General features: G+C 71.1%; 14 protein-coding genes. 6 read left to right on the plus strand and 8 right to left on the minus strand.

The window, feature by feature from the left end:
• Window positions 1–150 precede the first annotated feature (150 nt).
• Together VED21_RS22245 and sppA are read left to right on the plus strand one after the other, a co-directional pair.
• On the plus strand, window positions 151–723 hold the full coding sequence (locus VED21_RS22245) for a peroxidase-related enzyme (RefSeq protein ID WP_324886137.1): 573 nt from the start codon (window positions 151–153) through the stop codon (window positions 721–723).
• Window positions 724–751: 28 nt separating this feature from the next.
• Window positions 752–2,512, plus strand: a complete 1,761-nt coding sequence (sppA, locus tag VED21_RS22250; RefSeq protein ID WP_324886139.1) for a signal peptide peptidase SppA — start codon at window positions 752–754, stop codon at window positions 2,510–2,512.
• Window positions 2,513–2,643: 131 nt separating this feature from the next.
• Here the strand turns inward: sppA and VED21_RS22255 are convergent, their stop codons facing one another.
• From VED21_RS22255 to VED21_RS22285, 7 genes are all read right to left on the minus strand, one after another.
• Window positions 2,644–3,381 (minus strand): TlyA family RNA methyltransferase, encoded by a 738-nt coding sequence (locus VED21_RS22255; protein ID WP_324886141.1) that lies wholly within the window; start codon window positions 3,379–3,381, stop codon window positions 2,644–2,646.
• Window positions 3,382–3,442: 61 nt separating this feature from the next.
• Window positions 3,443–4,459, minus strand: a complete 1,017-nt coding sequence (locus tag VED21_RS22260; protein ID WP_324886143.1) for a sensor histidine kinase — start codon at window positions 4,457–4,459, stop codon at window positions 3,443–3,445.
• A 291-nt stretch (window positions 4,460–4,750) separates the two neighbouring features.
• Window positions 4,751–6,673: a 1-deoxy-D-xylulose-5-phosphate synthase gene (gene dxs / locus VED21_RS22265; protein WP_324886145.1), complete on the minus strand. Its 1,923-nt coding sequence runs from the start codon at window positions 6,671–6,673 to the stop codon at window positions 4,751–4,753.
• A 17-nt stretch (window positions 6,674–6,690) separates the two neighbouring features.
• Window positions 6,691–7,557: a farnesyl diphosphate synthase gene (locus tag VED21_RS22270; protein ID WP_324886161.1), complete on the minus strand. Its 867-nt coding sequence runs from the start codon at window positions 7,555–7,557 to the stop codon at window positions 6,691–6,693.
• A gap of 72 nt (window positions 7,558–7,629) precedes the next feature.
• On the minus strand, window positions 7,630–7,884 hold the full coding sequence (locus tag VED21_RS22275) for an exodeoxyribonuclease VII small subunit (protein ID WP_324886147.1): 255 nt from the start codon (window positions 7,882–7,884) through the stop codon (window positions 7,630–7,632).
• A 162-nt stretch (window positions 7,885–8,046) separates the two neighbouring features.
• Window positions 8,047–8,976 (minus strand): histone deacetylase family protein, encoded by a 930-nt coding sequence (locus VED21_RS22280; RefSeq protein WP_324886148.1) that lies wholly within the window; start codon window positions 8,974–8,976, stop codon window positions 8,047–8,049.
• A 90-nt stretch (window positions 8,977–9,066) separates the two neighbouring features.
• The gene (locus tag VED21_RS22285; protein WP_324886149.1) at window positions 9,067–9,294 is read right to left on the minus strand and encodes a sulfurtransferase TusA family protein; all 228 of its coding nucleotides are present in this window, start codon (window positions 9,292–9,294) and stop codon (window positions 9,067–9,069) included.
• A 177-nt stretch (window positions 9,295–9,471) separates the two neighbouring features.
• Between VED21_RS22285 and VED21_RS22290 the strand changes: the two genes are divergently transcribed.
• Entirely contained in the window at window positions 9,472–9,834 is a 363-nt protein-coding gene (locus tag VED21_RS22290; protein WP_324886151.1) for a metalloregulator ArsR/SmtB family transcription factor, read from the plus strand.
• Window positions 9,835–9,852: 18 nt separating this feature from the next.
• Here VED21_RS22290 and VED21_RS22295 read toward each other — a convergent pair whose 3' ends face one another.
• Window positions 9,853–10,257, minus strand: coding sequence for a DUF423 domain-containing protein (locus VED21_RS22295; protein WP_324886153.1), 405 nt, complete (start codon window positions 10,255–10,257; stop codon window positions 9,853–9,855).
• A 194-nt stretch (window positions 10,258–10,451) separates the two neighbouring features.
• On the opposite strand from VED21_RS22295, the gene VED21_RS22300 reads away from it, so the two are divergent.
• From VED21_RS22300 to VED21_RS22310, 3 genes are all read left to right on the plus strand, one after another.
• Window positions 10,452–11,792, plus strand: coding sequence for an ATP-binding protein (locus tag VED21_RS22300; RefSeq protein WP_324886155.1), 1,341 nt, complete (start codon window positions 10,452–10,454; stop codon window positions 11,790–11,792).
• 178 nt (window positions 11,793–11,970) lie between these two features.
• The gene (locus VED21_RS22305; protein ID WP_324886157.1) at window positions 11,971–14,502 is read left to right on the plus strand and encodes a cation:proton antiporter; all 2,532 of its coding nucleotides are present in this window, start codon (window positions 11,971–11,973) and stop codon (window positions 14,500–14,502) included.
• 29 nt (window positions 14,503–14,531) lie between these two features.
• Window positions 14,532–15,086, plus strand: a 555-nt coding sequence (locus VED21_RS22310; protein ID WP_324886159.1) for a DMT family transporter, incomplete at its 3' end; no start/stop codon positions are given.

A 15,086-nucleotide genomic window follows, 5' to 3' on the forward strand; every position in this document is an offset into this window, starting at 1 on the left:
TCATCGTGGTTACCCTATCTTAACGTTGATTGATGACACGGCCCGGCACGCTTTGCGAGGGAAATGGATGGGGCACGGCCGCATGGAAGGCTTGCGCGGGGCGGCGGGGCCGCTACCTTGGACCCAACGATCAAAGGGAGGACCACACGCATGCCGCAGCCCGATCACGTCATGGCCTTCGACGTGCCCGACCCGTCCACGCTGGACGAGGACATGCGGGCCTATTTCGACAAGTGCACGGAAAAGCTGGGCTTCGTGCCCAACGTGCTGCAGGCCTACAGCTTCCGCCAGAAGAAGCTGCGCACCTTCGCGCAGTTCTACAACGAGCTGATGCTGGGCGAGAGCAAGCTGTCGAAGCTGGAGCGCGAGATGATCGCGGTCGTCGTCTCGTCCGCCAACCACTGCTACTACTGCCTGGTGGCGCACGGGCAGGCGGTGCGCAAGCTGTCCGGCGACCCGGAACTGGGCGAGATGCTGGCGATGAACTACCGCGTGGCGCCGCTGGAGCCGCGCCAGCGCGCCATGCTCGACTTCGCCTGGAAGCTGACGAAGGAGCCCTACACCGTGGGCGAGGAAGACCGCGCCGCGCTGCGCGAGGCCGGCTTCACGCCGGAGGAGATCTTTGACATTGCCGACGTGACGGGCTTCTACAACATGTCCAACCGCGTCGCCACGGCCGTGGACATGCTGCCCAACCACGAGTACCACAAGCTGGACCGCTGACGATCCCGTCCCGCCGGAGCCCGCACGGATGCTGAAGTTCCTCGTCCGCCTGTTCGCCTTCCTCGGCTTCCTGGTGTTCGCCGGGATCGTCGCGGCGATCACCTTCGCCGTGCGGCACGAACCGACGCTGCCCGAGCGGATCGTGCTGGAGCTGGACCTCGACCAGCCGCTGGCCGATTCGCCGTCGGCCGGTCCGCTGGCGGGCCTGCTGGGGCACGAGGCGACGCTGCGCGACGTGCTCGACACGCTGGAGCGGGCGCGCACGGACGGGCGCGTGCGCGGCCTCGTCGCGCGCATCGGCGGGCACGAGATGGGCTTCGCCCAGGCGCAGGAGCTGCGCGCCGCGGTGGAGCGGTTCCGCGCCACCGGCCGCTTCGCCGTCGCCTTCTCCGAAGGCTTCGGCGAGGGCGGGTCGGGCAACCGCTCCTATTATCTGGCCAGCGCGTTCGACGAGGTGTGGCTGCAGCCGCTGGGCATGGTCGGGCTGACCGGCCTTGCCGCCGAGGTGCCCTTCGCCCGCGAGGCGCTGGACTGGCTGGGCGTGCAGCCGCAGGTCCAGCAGCGCGAGGAGTACAAGAGCTTCGCCGAGACCTTCACCCAGCGCGACTTCTCCCCCGCCCACCGCGAGGAGATGGAGGCGCTGCTGGCCGACCTGATGAAGCAGATCACCGACGGCGTGGCGCGCGGCCGCAAGCTGGACGCCGCCGCCGTGCGCGCCCTGGTCGACCGCGCCCCGCTCCTGGAGCAGGAGGCGCTGGAGGCGCGGCTGGTCGACCGCATCGGCTACCGCGACGAGGCACACGCCGAGGCGGAGCGCCGGGCCGGCGGGGCCGAGACGGTGGAGATGCTGGAATACCTGGACATCGCCGGGGAGCCCAACGACGAAGGCCCCACCGTGGCGCTGGTCACCGTGGCCGGCACCATCTCCCGCGGCGAGAGCGGCGGCGGCGGGCCGGTGGGCGAACTGACCGCCGGGTCCGATTCCGTGGTCGAGGCGCTGAACGACGCCATCGACGACGACGACGTCCGCGCCATCCTGCTGCGCATCGACACCGGCGGCGGCTCCGTCACCGCGTCGGAGGCGATTCGCCGCGCCGTGGTGCGGGCGCGCGAGGCCGGCAAGCCGGTCATCGCCTCCATGGGCGACATGGCGGCGTCCGGCGGCTATTGGATCGCCATGAACGCCGACCGCATCGTCGCCGACCCCGGCACCATCACCGGATCCATCGGCGTGATCGCCGGCAAGATGTCGGCCGGCACGCTGTCCGAGAAGCTGGGCGTGCGCTGGGGCGTGATCGAGGAGGGCCGGAACGCCGGTATGTGGTCGCTGACGCGCCCCTTCGACGAGGCGGAGATGGCGCGCCTGAGCGCCGTGGCCGACGCCTCCTACACCGCCTTCCTGGCGCAGGTGGGGCAGGCGCGCAAGCTGCCGCCGGAGAAGGTGCGCGCCGCCGCCAGGGGCCGCGCCTGGACCGGCAATCAGGCGCTGGGCCTGGGGCTGGTGGACGAGTTGGGCGACCAGGAGACGGCGCTGGCCCGCGCCCGGCAGGCCATCGGCCTCGCCCCGGACGCGCCGGTCACGCTGACGCCGTTCCCGGAACCGAAGTCGACGCTGGAGGAGGTGATGGACCTCGCCTCGGGCAAGGGCGACCTCGTGCAGGGGCTGGCGGTGCTGCGGCAGGTGGCGGCGCTGAGGCCCTGGCTGGACGCGCTGCGGCCGATCGTCGAGGCCACCGCGCCGGGCACGCGCTTCGCCAGCCCGCCGGGGGGATTGGTGCCGGGGCGGTGAGGCCGCTCTGCCCCCTCCCGCCCTCCGCTGACGCTTCGGGCACCCTCCCCCGCGTTGCGGTGGAGGGGAAAAGCGGCGGCAGTCCCCTCCACCGCAACGCGGGGGAGGGATAGGGAGGGGGCAAAACGTCGCTATTCCCGCACCGCGCCGATCAGGAATTCCTTGTTCCCCTCGGGGCCGAGGATCGGGCTTTCGGCGAGGCCCAGCACCCGCCAGCCGGGTTGGGCGCCCAGCCATGCCTCGATCCGCTCGCAGACCTCGGCGTGCAGTTCCGGTTCGCGCACCACGCCGCCCTTGCCCACCCGGCCCTTGCCGACCTCGAACTGCGGCTTGATCAGCGCCACCAGCCGGGCGCCGGGCGCCGTCAGCGCCATGGGGCCGGGCAGCACCACCTCCAGCCCGATGAAGCTGGCGTCGCAGACGACGAGGCCGATGGGGTCCGGCACCTCGGCGCGGGTCAGGTGGCGGGCGTTGGTCTTTTCCAGCACCGCGACGCGCGGGTCCTGCCGCAGCTTCCAGGCCAGCTGCCCGTGCCCGACGTCCACGGCGTAGACCTTGGCCGCCCCGCGGCTGAGCAGCACGTCGGTGAAGCCGCCCGTGGACGCGCCGACGTCCAGCGCCACCAGCCCGGCCGGGTCGATGGCGAAGGTGTCCAGCCCCTTCACCAGCTTCAGCCCGCCGCGCGAGACCCAGGGGTGGTCCTGCCCCTTCACCGACAGCGGCGCGTCCTCGGCGATGGTGTCGCCGGCCTTGTCGATGCGTTTGGTGTCGGAATAGACCACGCCGGCCAGGATCAGCGCCTGCGCCTTGGCCCGGCTCTCGGCCAGCCCGCGCTCCACCAGCGCCACGTCGACCCGCTGCTTCGCCATCCGCATCCCTCCCGTCAGCACGCGCGATGCATGGAGCACGCGCGCGGCCGGAGCAAGGGTTTTACGGCAGGTCGAGCACGAAACGGGCGCCGGGGGCGTTGTCCTCGGCGCTGAGCTTGCCCTTCAGCTGGCCGGCGAAGGCGCGCACCACGCGCATGCCCAGCGTGTCGGTGCGGACCGGGTTGAAGCCTTCCGGCAGGCCACGGCCGTGGTCCGCCACGGTCAGGCGCTTGGCGCCGTCGGGCAGCACCTGGAAGCGCACCTCCACGTCGCCCCCCTGCCCCTCGGCATAGGCGTACTTCAGCGCGTTGCTGACCAGTTCGTTCACCGCCAGCGTCAGCGGGATCACCGTGTCGACGCTCAAATGGGCGTCGTCGGCCTGCACCTGGATGCGGCGGCCGTGCTGCGCCGCCTGCATGGTGCTGCCCAGTTCGGCGCACAGGTCGCGCAGGCAGGGCGCCACCGACAGCACCTGCAGGCTCTCGGCCGTGTGCAGGCGCTGGTGCACCTGGGCGATGGTGCCGATGCGGCCGCACGCCTCCTGCAGCTGGCGGCGCATGTCCGGGTCCTTGGAGGTCAGCGCCTGCAGCGTCAGCAGGCTGGAGACCAGCTGCAGGCTGTTCTTGATGCGGTGGTTGACCTCCTTCAGAAGGTCTTCCTTCTCGGCCAGCGCGTCGGCCACCGCCTCGCGGGCCAGGGCCTTGTCGGTGACGTCGTGCGCGGTCAGCAGGATGCCGTGCACCGACCCGTCCGAACCGTGCAGGGGGGCGGAGTCCACGTCCCAGAATCGGCGGGCGCCGTCGGCCATGCGGGTCTCGAATTCGCGCACGCGGTCGGCCTGCCCGTCGCGGTAGATGGCGCGCAGCCGCGGCCCCCAGGCGTCCATGACGTCGGGAAAGCAGTCGGCCAGCCGCAGGCCCACCGCCGGCGTCCGGCGCGCCGGCAGCGCGCGGTAAGCCGCGTTGACGAAGGAATAGCGATGCTCCGGCCCCTCGATCACCGCCATGGGCACCGGAGCCGCGTCGAGCAGCGCGAACAGCTGCGGCCCGTTGCGCGGGTCGATCCCGCCCGCGCTCATCGGTGCCGGCATCCGTCCGCCGCCTCCATCTCTTCCAAGCTCCGCTCCCGCCGCCGAAAGACCAAGCATCTGAACAGAACCTTTGCGTCAGAATTCCGGAATCACGTAGTCCGGTTTCACTGAAAGGTAATCAGGCAAGGGCCGGCGCACCAGTCGAACACCGGGCAAGGGGGATTAGTCAAAACGTGTTAGGCCAACCGTCCTGGTGAAATTCCACGCCGACAGAACAAGGGCCGTCCCCGTTGCGCGGAGACGGCCCGATAATACTTGGCTTTATATACAATCAGCCGATCACGCGATCGCGCCGGCCGCCGCCACTTCCATGCCCAGCGCGGACAGCGCCGTGTCGACGATGCCGCGCGCACCCAACCCGGCCTCCTCGTACTGCTTCGCCGGCGCGTCGTGGTCGAGGAAGCGGTCGGGCAGCACCATCGGCCGCACCTTCAGCCCGTGGTCGAGCAGCCCGGTGGTGGCGAGGTGGTGCAGCACGAAGCTGCCGAAGCCGCCCACCGAGCCCTCCTCGATGGTGATCAGCACCTCGTGGTTCAGCGCCAGACGGCGCACGAGGTCCTCGTCCAGCGGCTTGGCGAAGCGCGCGTCGGCGACGGTGGTGCTGAGGCCGCGCGCCGCCAGTTCCTGCGCCGCCTTGCGGCACTCGGCCAGACGGGCGCCGTAGCTGAGGATGGCGACCTTGGTGCCTTCCTGGATCACCCGGCCCTTGCCGATGGGCAGCACCACGCCGCGCTCCGGCAGGGGCAGCCCGAGGCCCTCGCCGCGCGGGTAGCGCAGCGCGCTGGCCCGGTCGTCGATGACGGCCTGGGTGGCGACCATGTGCATCAGTTCCACCTCGTCCGCCGCCGCCATCAGCACGATGTCGGGCAGGCAGCCGAGGTAGGCCACGTCGAAGGACCCGGCGTGGGTGGCGCCGTCCGCCCCCACCAGACCGGCGCGGTCGAGCGCGAAGCGCACCGGCAGGTGCTGGAGCACCACGTCGTGCACCACCTGGTCGTAGCCGCGCTGGAGGAAGGTGGAGTAGATGGCGCAGAACGGCTTGTACCCCTCCGTCGCCAGACCGGCGGCGAAGGTCACCGCGTGCTGTTCGGCGATGCCGACGTCGAAGCAGCGGTCGGGGAAGTGCTTGCCGAACACGTCGAGTCCGGTGCCCGACGGCATGGCGGCGGTGATGGCGACGATGCGCGGGTCGTGCTCGGCCTCCTTCACCAGGGCGTCGGCGAAGACGCGGGTGAAGGTGGGGCCGGTCGACTTCGGTTTGGCCTGGGCGCCGGTGATGACGTCGAACTTCGCCACCGCGTGCAGCTTGTCCGCGGAGGCCTCGGCGGGCGCGTAGCCCTGGCCCTTGCGGGTGACGACGTGCACCAGCACCGGCTTGTCGTCGTCGGCGTCGCGCACGTTCTGCAGAACGGGCAGCAGGTGGTCCAGGTTGTGCCCGTCGATGGGGCCGACGTAGTAGAAGCCCATCTCCTCGAACAGGGTGCCGCCGGTGACGAGGCCGCGCGCGTACTCCTCCGCCTTGCGGGCGGCGTCGCGCAGCGGGCGCGGCATGTGGTCGGCGATGTCCTTGGCCAGATGGCGCAAGCTGAGGTACGGCTTGGAGGAGACGACGCGCGACAGGTAGGCGCTCATGGCGCCCACCGGCGGGGCGATCGACATGTCGTTGTCGTTGAGGATGACCACCAGCTTCGACGGCATGGAGCCGGCGTTGTTCATCGCCTCGTACGCCATGCCGGCACTCATGGCGCCGTCGCCGATGACGCACACGACGTGGTTCTTGCCGCCCTTCAGGTCGCGCGCCACCGCCATGCCCAGCCCGGCCGAGATGGAGGTGGAGCTGTGCCCGGCGCCGAACGGGTCGTACACGCTCTCCGACCGCTTGGTGAAGCCGCTGAGGCCCCCGCCCATGCGCAGCGTGCGGATGCGGTCGCGCCGGCCGGTCAGGATCTTGTGCGGATAGCACTGGTGGCCGACGTCCCAGATCAGCCGGTCGTCGGGCGTGTTGAAGACGTAGTGGAGCGCCACCGTCAGCTCGACGACGCCGAGCCCGGCGCCCAGGTGACCGCCGGTCACCGAGACGGCATCGACGGTTTCCGCGCGCAGCTCGTCGGCGAGCTGGCGGAGCTGTTCCGGCTTCAGCGCCCGCAGGTCGGCGGGCACGTGGACCTTGTCGAGGAGCGGCGTCTTGGCTGGTACGGTCACTCTCTCACGTCCTCCATTCACGCGCGGCGAGTTACCACGTACTCGGCCACGGCCTTCAGCAAATCGGCGCGCCCGTCGAAGATTTCCAGGTGCGACACCGCTTGGCGGGACAACATTTCGGCCTGGGCGCGCGCCCGGTCGCGGCCGAGGATGGACACGAAGGTGGCCTTGCCGGCCACCGCGTCGCGCCCGACGCCCTTGCCGGTCTCGGCCTCCGTCCCCTCGATGTCGAGCAGGTCGTCGGCGATCTGGAAGGCGAGGCCCAGGTCGTGCGCGTAGGCGTGCAGCGCGTGGCGCTGCGGCGCCCCGGCCTTGCCCAGGATGGCGCCGGCCTCGCAGCCGAAGGCGATCATCTCGCCGGTCTTCATGCGCTGGAGCCGGGTGACGGTGCCCATGTCGAAGGTCTCGTGCTCGGCGATGAGGTCGAGCATCTGGCCGCCGACCATGCCGTGCGGCCCGGCCGCCCTGGCCAGCGCCGCCACCAGCTGGCAGCGCACGTTGGGATCCTCGTGCGTCGCGGGGTCGGCCAGCACCTCGAAGGCGAAGGTCAGCAGGCCGTCGCCGGCCAGGATGGCGGTCGCCTCGTCGAACTGGCGGTGCACGGTGGGGCGGCCACGGCGCAGGTCGCCGTCGTCCATGGCCGGCAGGTCGTCGTGGATCAGAGAGTAGCAGTGCACGAACTCCACCGCCGCCGCGGTGCGCACCGCGCACTCCTCCCCCACGCCGAACAGCGAGGCGCTGGTCAGCACCAGGAAGGGGCGCAGCCGCTTGCCGCCGCCCAGCGAGCCGTAGCGCATGGCGTCGTACAGCACCGCCTCCGGCAGGTCGGTGGTGGGCAGCAGGCGGGCGATGGCGCTCTCGACCAGTTCGGCGGCCTGCGCCATCGCGTTCTTCAGCTTGGGATCCACGATCGGTACGTCCCCGGATGTCGTTCGGCGGAAGTCAGGCGGCGAATGTCAGTCGATGCGCGCCGGCTCGGCGCCGACGCTGCCGTCGGCGGCGATGGTGATGCGCTCCACCTTCGCCTGCGCCTCCCGCAGCTTGGCCTCGCAGTGGCGCTTCAGCGCCGTGCCGCGCTCGTAGGATGAGATCGCCTCGTCGAGCTTGCCGCGGCCCTCCTCGAGCGAGCGCACGATGCGCTCCAGCTCGGCGAGGGCGTCCTCGAAGCTCATGGCCGCGATGTCGGGCGGGATGGGGGGAAGTTCGGACATGGTGTAACCGTTCCGGGACCGTGTTGCCTGAAAGTAGGACCGCCGCCGGTGCTTGCGCAAGCTCCGACGGCGGCCTTATGACCCGGCGTTGTCCGCCTATTTCCTGCGGCGCGTCAAGCGTCCTGGACTATATCAAGCGGCCCTATGTCAGGAGACCCTAGGTCAGGCGGCCATCAGTTCGCGCACGTGCGCCGAACAGGCCGAGGCGAGCGCGCGGAGGTTGTAGCCCCCCTCCAGGACCGAGACGATCCGCGCCCCGCAGTGGGTGCGCGCGAGGTCGCCCAGCTTGCGCGTGGCCCAGGCGAAATCATCGTCCATCAGGTGCAGCCCGGCCAGCGGGTCGCGCGAATGCGCGTCGAAGCCGGCGGAGATGATGATCAGGTCCGGCTTGAAGTGGTCGATCGCCGGCAGGACGATGTTCGTCATGGCGTGCCGGAACTCCGGGCTGCCGGCCATGGCGGGCAGCGGCGCGTTCACGCAGTTGCCGTACTCGCCCATCTCGCCGCGGTCGCCGGTGCCGGGGTAGAGCGGCGACTGGTGGGTGGAGCAGTACAGCAGGTCCGGATCGTGTTGGAAGATGTCCTGCGTGCCGTTGCCGTGGTGCACGTCGAAGTCCATCACCGCCACGCGCTGCAGCCCGTGCACGGCGCGCGCGTGGTAGGCGCCGACGGCGGCGTTGTTGAACAGGCAGAACCCCATCGCGCGCTCGCGCTCGGCGTGGTGCCCGGGCGGGCGCACGGCGCAGAAGGCGTTGCGGCTGCGCCCGCTGGCCACCGCGTCCACCGCCGCGACCACGGCGCCGGCCGCGCGCAACGCCGCCTCGCCCGAGCCGGGGGAGACCACCGTGTCGGCGTCGACGCCGGAATGCCCCTCGGCCGGGATCATGGCCAGCACGCGCTCGACGAAGTCCTGCGGGTGGGCGCGGGCGATCTGTTCGACGGTGGCGCGCGGCGCCTCCTGCCGGTCGAGCAGGCAGAAGTCTTCCGCGTCCAGGGCGGCGAGGACGGCGCGCAGGCGGTCCGAACACTCCGGGTGGCCCAGGCCCGTGTCGTGCTCCAGGCAGGCGGAGTGCGTGAACAGGGTCGTGTACATGTTTGTATTCGTTATGTCCGGCGTTCTCGGGCTTTCCCCGCCGCCATTCTTCCCGCATCGCGGGTCAAAGTACAGGAGGATTCCGGACGCTCAGGTGCGGCGTTCGATCTCAAGCCGGAAGACGCCATCGGAGTCGGTGCTGGAGAGCAGCGCGTTTCCGGTCACCTCGCAGAAGGCCTGGAAGTCGCGCGGGGCGCCGGCGTCCGTCGCCTCGACGACGAGGACGTCGCCGATCGCCATGGCCTTGATGGCCTTGCGTGCGCGCAGCACGGGCAGCGGGCACAGCAGCCCCTTGGCGTCGAGTGTCTGGCGGGCCATGTGCAAACCTCCGTCGCGATCGCGTCTTCACCGTTTCCCGATCGTAGAATCGATGCAGCCTATGTACAATGGCCCTGCGTCCACAGTAGACAAGCGGTCGAAACCGTCCATATCATGACGATCGGGTCATCCCGACCAGTTCCGGGCGACGGGCAGCAGCAAGGGTATAGCGTTCCCATGGACATTGCGGACCTGCAGGCCAACGCGCGACGGGCGAGCACGCTGCTCAAGGCCATGAGCAACGAGCGCCGCCTCCTGATCCTGTGCCACCTGTCGATGGGCGAGAAGTCCGTCGGCGAGCTGGAGGAACTGGTGGGGCTGAGCCAGTCGGCGCTGTCCCAGCACCTCGCCCGCCTGCGCCGCGACAAGCTGGTGCGCACCCGCCGCAGCGCGCAGAACATCTATTACTCGCTGAACGGCGAGGAGGCGAAGGCCGTCATGGGCACGCTGCACGACCTGTACTGCGCCGCGCCCGCGGCCCAGCAGGCCGGCGCCGGCGACACGGCCGAGAAGCGCCCGGCCGCGGCCGCCGCTTCCTGACGCCCGCCTCCCGGCATCCTAGGCCCGGCGGATCCAGCCCGGCAGCAGCGCCGACAGGCCCAGGCACGCCCACCCCAGGATGAGCGAGGTTCCGCCGGACGGCGCCGACATGGGGAACGGCGCCGGGTTGCCCAGCGCCTGCGCGTAGAGCGTGCCGCAGAACAGCAGGCTCCCCGCCACGAACAGCCAGCCGCCCAGCCGCACCATAAGCCGCGCCACACCCTCCGCGCGGCCGGCCAGCACGGTGGCGGCGATCAGCGCCAGCGCGTGCCAGAGCTGGTACTGGCCGGCCATGCGCGCCAGTTCCTGCGCGTGCTCCTGCCCCGGTGCGGCCAGCGCGTGGCTGGCGTAGGCGCCGGCCGCCACCGCCATGGCGCCGCTCAACCCGGCGTAGACCAGCCAAATCCGCCCGACGATGCCCATGCGCGCCCCGCGTCCCGTGCCGTGATTGCGGGGCGATCCTACCCCTTTCCCCCGCGTCTGCCGAGACTCCGTTTGGCCCACGGATTGCTGTTCCTGAGCCTTCGATGCGGGTGAAGGCCGCGGAGCGCCCAGCGTTCCCGGCGTTGCGTGCATTCTGCTTTGCAATTTGCCAAACACATCGCGAACCGCGCAGCATGAATGGTCTCAGCACCACCGTCCCGGCACCGGCCGACGCGCATCTCGCCGACGCGCCGGCGGACGGCGCCGCGCGCGAATCGGCCCGCGAGCGCCTGGAGGCGGAGCTGCGCGCCGCCAAGGAACGCGCCGAGGCGGCCAGCCACGCCAAGACCGAGTTCCTGGCGGTGGCGAGCCACGAGCTGCGCACGCCGATGAACGGCGTGCTGGGCGCGCTGGACATGCTCCAGGACACCGGGCTGGACCGCGAGCAGCGCGTGCTTCTGGCGTCGGCCCGGCGCTCGGCCGGGGCGCTGATGGACCTGATCGACGGCCTTCTCCAGTTCGCGGCCATGGACCGCGCGCCGGCCGGCACCGACGCGGTGGAGTTCGAGCCGGCCGGCCTCGCCCACGCCGTGTCGCTGGCCCTGGTGGAGCGGGCGGCGGAGAAGGGGCTGTGGCTCGACTGCCGCGTGCTGCCCACGGTGCCGGCGCGCGTGCGCGGCGACGCCGGGCGGATCCAGCGCGTGCTCTACGCGCTCGCCGACAACGCGGTGAAGTTCACCGGGCAGGGCCACGTGACGGTGACGCTGGACTGCGCGCCGGCCGGACCGGGACGCGTCGAGCTTCAGGCATCGGTGGTCGACACCGGCCCCGGCATCGACGAGGCGCAGCGCGAGGCGCTGTTCCGTCCCTTCGTGCAGGCCGACGGATCGCTCAGCCGCCGGCACGGCGGCCTGGGCATCGGGCTGGCGCTGGCGCAGCGCCTGGTCGAGCTGCTGGGCGGGCGCATCGGCTGCGAACCCGCACCCGGCGGCGGCAGCCATTTCTGGTTCACGGCCGAGGTGGCCGCCGTGGCGCAGGACGGGGCGCAGGACGGGGCGCGCCCGCCCGCCGCCAACGGAGCGGGCGGCCCGGTTTCGCTGGCCGTGCGGCTTCAGGCATTGAAGGACTGGGCGCGCGAGCGCGGCGGCCGCATTCTGGTGGTGGACGACAGCGCCACCAACCGCATGGTCACCGCTGCCCTGCTGAGCAAGGCGGGCTTCCGCGTCGACCTCGCCGCCGGCGGGGTGGAGGCCGTGCGCCATCTGGCCCAGTCGGCCGAACCGCCGGAAGCCGTGCTGATGGACATCGCCATGCCGGACATGGACGGCTTCGCCGCCACCGCGGCCATCCGCGCCCTGCCCGGTGCCCGCGCCCGCGTGCCGGTGATCGCCATGACCGCCCTCGCCTTCCCCGAGGACCGGGACCGCTGCCTCGCCGCCGGGCTCGACGACTACCTCGCCAAGCCGGTGCAGAAGGTGGACCTGCTGGGCGTTCTGGCGCGCTGGCTGGACCGGCGCGCGTGCGGATGCGAATGACGCCCGCGCGGGAGCGCGGATCCCGCCCCCGCCACGGACGCCCGGCGCTCGACCCCCAGCGCTCGACCCAACGACAGGTCACGCATAAGCCGCTACCGCCGCCACGCTCCCCTGTGGCCTTGTTCCTGCCATAACCCGTCGCTAGGGTGCGGCCGGATCGATTGTGGTACGGGCGGGCATGCACGAGATCGTCATCTACGTCCTGGGTGTTTCCGGGCTTCTCGCGGTGGTCAGCTTCCTGCCGCCACTCGCCGCGCACTTCCGGGTGCCGTTCACCGTGCTGCTGGCCGGCGTGGGCGTGCTGCTGGGCGCCGTCGTGCAGGGCTTCGCGTCGGTTCAGGGCATGGGGCCGATCGGCGACTTCTTCGCCTCGCTGGCCGGGTTCGACGTGTCGGCCGAGGTGCTGCTCTACACCTTCCTCCCCGTCCTGCTGTTCGAAACGGCGCTGACCGTCGACGTGCGGCGGCTGATGGACGACGTGGGCCCCATCCTGCTGCTGGCCGTCGTCGCCGTGTTCGTCTGCACCTTCGCGGTCGGCTACGCGCTCAGCCTCGTCAGCGGGTTCAGCCTCGTGGCGTGCCTGCTGCTGGGCTCCATCGTCGCCACCACCGACCCGGCGGCGGTGGTCGGCATCTTCCGCGATCTCGGTGCGCCGAGGCGTCTGACCATGCTGGTCGAGGGCGAGAGTCTGCTGAACGACGCCGCCGCCATCTCGCTGTTCACGCTGCTGCTGGGCATGCTGACGCGCAAGGCCGACGGCGGCGTCGCCGAGGCCGCCCTGGCCTTCCTGGAGAATTTCGGCGGCGGGCTGCTGGTCGGCTATCTGTGCGGGCGCGTGGCCTGCGTGCTGGTGACGCCGGTGCGCGACCAGCCGATGGCGGAGATCACGCTCACCGTGGCACTCGCCTACCTCACCTACATGCTGGCGGAGCATTACCTGGGCGTGTCGGGCGTGGTCGCCGTGGTGGCGTCGGCGCTGGTCGTCGGGTCGATCGGCCGCACGCGCATCTCGCCCGCCACCTGGGACGCGCTGGAACACGTCTGGAAGCAGCTGGGCTTCTGGGCCAATTCGCTGATCTTCCTGCTGACCGCCCTGGTCGTGCCGAAGGTGTTCGCGCAGCTGTCCGTGGCCGAGGTGGGTCTGGCGGCGGTCGTCGTCGTGGCGGCGCTGGCGGCGCGCGGGGCGGTGCTGTTCGGCCTGCTGCCGGTGCTGTCGGCGGCGGGGCTGGCGCAGAAGGTCAGCCATTCCTACAAGGCGGTGATGCTGTGGGGCGGCCTGCGGGGTGCGGTGTCGCTGACGCTGGTGCTGGTCGTGTCGGAGAACGACCGCGTGCCCGACCGCGTCCAGGCCTTCGTCGCGGCGCTGGCGACCTGCTTCGTGTTCTTCACGCTGTTCGTCAACGGCACGACGCTGCGCCACCTCATCCGCCTGCTCGGCCTCGACAAGCTGACGCCGGTGGAGCGCGCCATGCGCAACCGCGCACTCGCCCTGTCGCTGGGCGGCGTGCAGGAGAAGGCGGCGGAACTGGCGCGGCATTACGAGATCGAGAGGGCGGCGGCCGACGCGCTGATCACCCATTACGCCGAGCGCCTGTCCCACATCGACCTGGAGCGCGAGGCGGAACGGCCGCTGTCCGCCGCCGAACGGGTCACCATCGGCCTCGTCATCCTGGTGAACCGGGAGGAGGAGCTGTACTTCCACCACTTCAAGGAAGGCATCTCGTCCCGCCACGTGGCGGAGCTGCTGACCGGGCGCACGGCGCGCATGCTGGACGCGGTCAAGACCCAGGGCCGCGACGGCTACCGCGCCGCGGAGGAGCCGTTCATGGCCTTCACCGGCTGGATGCGGCTGGCCAGCTGGCTGCACCGCCGCTTCGGCATCACCAAGCCGCTGGCCCGGCGCCTGTCCATGCGCTTCGAGGTGCTGGTGGCCGTCCGCCTCGTCCTGCGCGAGCTGATCACCTTCACCCAGGGGCGCCTCGCCGACGTGCTGGGCACCGAGACGTCGTGCGAGCTGGAAGGGCTGCTGACGGTGCGGCTGCAGCGCACGGAACAGGCGCTGGGGGCGTTGAAGCTGCAGTACCCGGACTACGCCATCGTGCTCCAGAACCAGTACCTGGGCCGCGCCGCGCTGCGGCTGGAGGAGGCGGACTACCGCACGCTGCACGCCGAATCGATCATCTCGCAGGAGGTGCTGTCCGATCTGCAGCGCGACGTGGAACTGCGCCGCCGCATCCTGGAGAAGCCGCCGCAGCTCGACCTCAAGCTGAACCTGCCCGAGATGGTGCGCCGGGTGCCGATCTTCGCCAGCGTGCCGCCCGACCGGCTGGCGCGAATCGTCAAGCTGCTGAAGCCGCGCCTGTTCCTGCCCGGCGAGACGGTCGTGCGCAAGGGCGAGCACGGCGACTGCATGTTCTTCATCGCCTCGGGCGCCGTCGAGGTGATCGTTCCCGGCCTGTCGGAGCCCGTGAAACTGGGCACCGGCGACTTCTTCGGCGAGATGGCGCTGCTGTCCCGCCGTCCGCGCAACGCTGACGTGCGTGCGTTGGGGTATTGCCAGATGCTGGTCCTGCACGAAAGAGTGTTCCGCCGGCTGGTCGGGCGCGACCCCGACCTGCGGCAGCACATCGAGGCGGTGGCCGACGCCCGCCGGCAGCCGGCCCCCCAGCCGGAACCGGACACGGAACAGGCGGCCCCCGCCACAACCTGAACCTGAACCGACGGGGTTCCTTTGTGGCGATGACGCAGGCCAAAGCCGGGGCCGACGGCTGGATCCGGCTGATGCCGGTCGTGTTCGTGCTGTTGTGGAGCACCGGCTTCATCGGCGCCAAGTACGGCCTGCCGTACGCCGAGCCGCTGACCTTCCTGCTGGTGCGCATGGCGCTGGTGGCCGCGGTGCTGGGCGCCGTGGCCGTCGCCATGGGGGCGCCCTGGCCGAAGAGCTGGGCCGAGGCCGGGCGCATCGCGCTGGCCGGGCTGCTGGTGCACGGCGTGTACCTGGGCGGCGTGTTCATCGCCATTTCCAAGGGCGTGCCGGCCGGCGTCACCTCCATCATCGTCGGGCTGCAGCCGCTGCTCACCGCCTCGCTGGCCGGCAAGCTGCTGGGGGAACGGGTGACGGGGCGGCAGTGGACGGGGCTGCTGATGGGGCTGGCCGGCGTGCTGCTGGTGGTGTGGGAGAAGCTGACGCTGAACGTTTCCGGCACCACCGCCGTGCTGTTCGCCGTGGCGGCGCTGGTCGGCATCACGCTGGGCACGCTGTACCAGAAGCGGCACTGCACCGGCATGGACCTG

This window comes from Azospirillum sp., assembly GCF_035627195.1.
Lineage (GTDB): Bacteria > Pseudomonadota > Alphaproteobacteria > Azospirillales > Azospirillaceae > Azospirillum.

Excerpts from the sequence above, each read along its gene's own strand:
- VED21_RS22245 (WP_324886137.1), top strand. The coding sequence starts at position 151 with ATGCCGCAGCCCGATCACGTCATGGCCTTCGACGTGCCCGACCCGTCC.
- sppA (WP_324886139.1), top strand. The coding sequence starts at position 752 with ATGCTGAAGTTCCTCGTCCGCCTGTTCGCCTTCCTCGGCTTCCTGGTG.
- VED21_RS22255 (WP_324886141.1), bottom strand. The coding sequence starts at position 3,381 with ATGGCGAAGCAGCGGGTCGACGTGGCGCTGGTGGAGCGCGGGCTGGCC.
- VED21_RS22260 (WP_324886143.1), bottom strand. The coding sequence starts at position 4,459 with ATGAGCGCGGGCGGGATCGACCCGCGCAACGGGCCGCAGCTGTTCGCG.
- VED21_RS22270 (WP_324886161.1), bottom strand. The coding sequence starts at position 7,557 with ATGGCGCAGGCCGCCGAACTGGTCGAGAGCGCCATCGCCCGCCTGCTG.
- VED21_RS22275 (WP_324886147.1), bottom strand. The coding sequence starts at position 7,884 with ATGTCCGAACTTCCCCCCATCCCGCCCGACATCGCGGCCATGAGCTTC.
- VED21_RS22280 (WP_324886148.1), bottom strand. The coding sequence starts at position 8,976 with ATGTACACGACCCTGTTCACGCACTCCGCCTGCCTGGAGCACGACACG.
- VED21_RS22285 (WP_324886149.1), bottom strand. The coding sequence starts at position 9,294 with ATGGCCCGCCAGACACTCGACGCCAAGGGGCTGCTGTGCCCGCTGCCC.
- VED21_RS22290 (WP_324886151.1), top strand. The coding sequence starts at position 9,472 with ATGGACATTGCGGACCTGCAGGCCAACGCGCGACGGGCGAGCACGCTG.
- VED21_RS22295 (WP_324886153.1), bottom strand. The coding sequence starts at position 10,257 with ATGGGCATCGTCGGGCGGATTTGGCTGGTCTACGCCGGGTTGAGCGGC.
- VED21_RS22300 (WP_324886155.1), top strand. The coding sequence starts at position 10,452 with ATGAATGGTCTCAGCACCACCGTCCCGGCACCGGCCGACGCGCATCTC.
- VED21_RS22305 (WP_324886157.1), top strand. The coding sequence starts at position 11,971 with ATGCACGAGATCGTCATCTACGTCCTGGGTGTTTCCGGGCTTCTCGCG.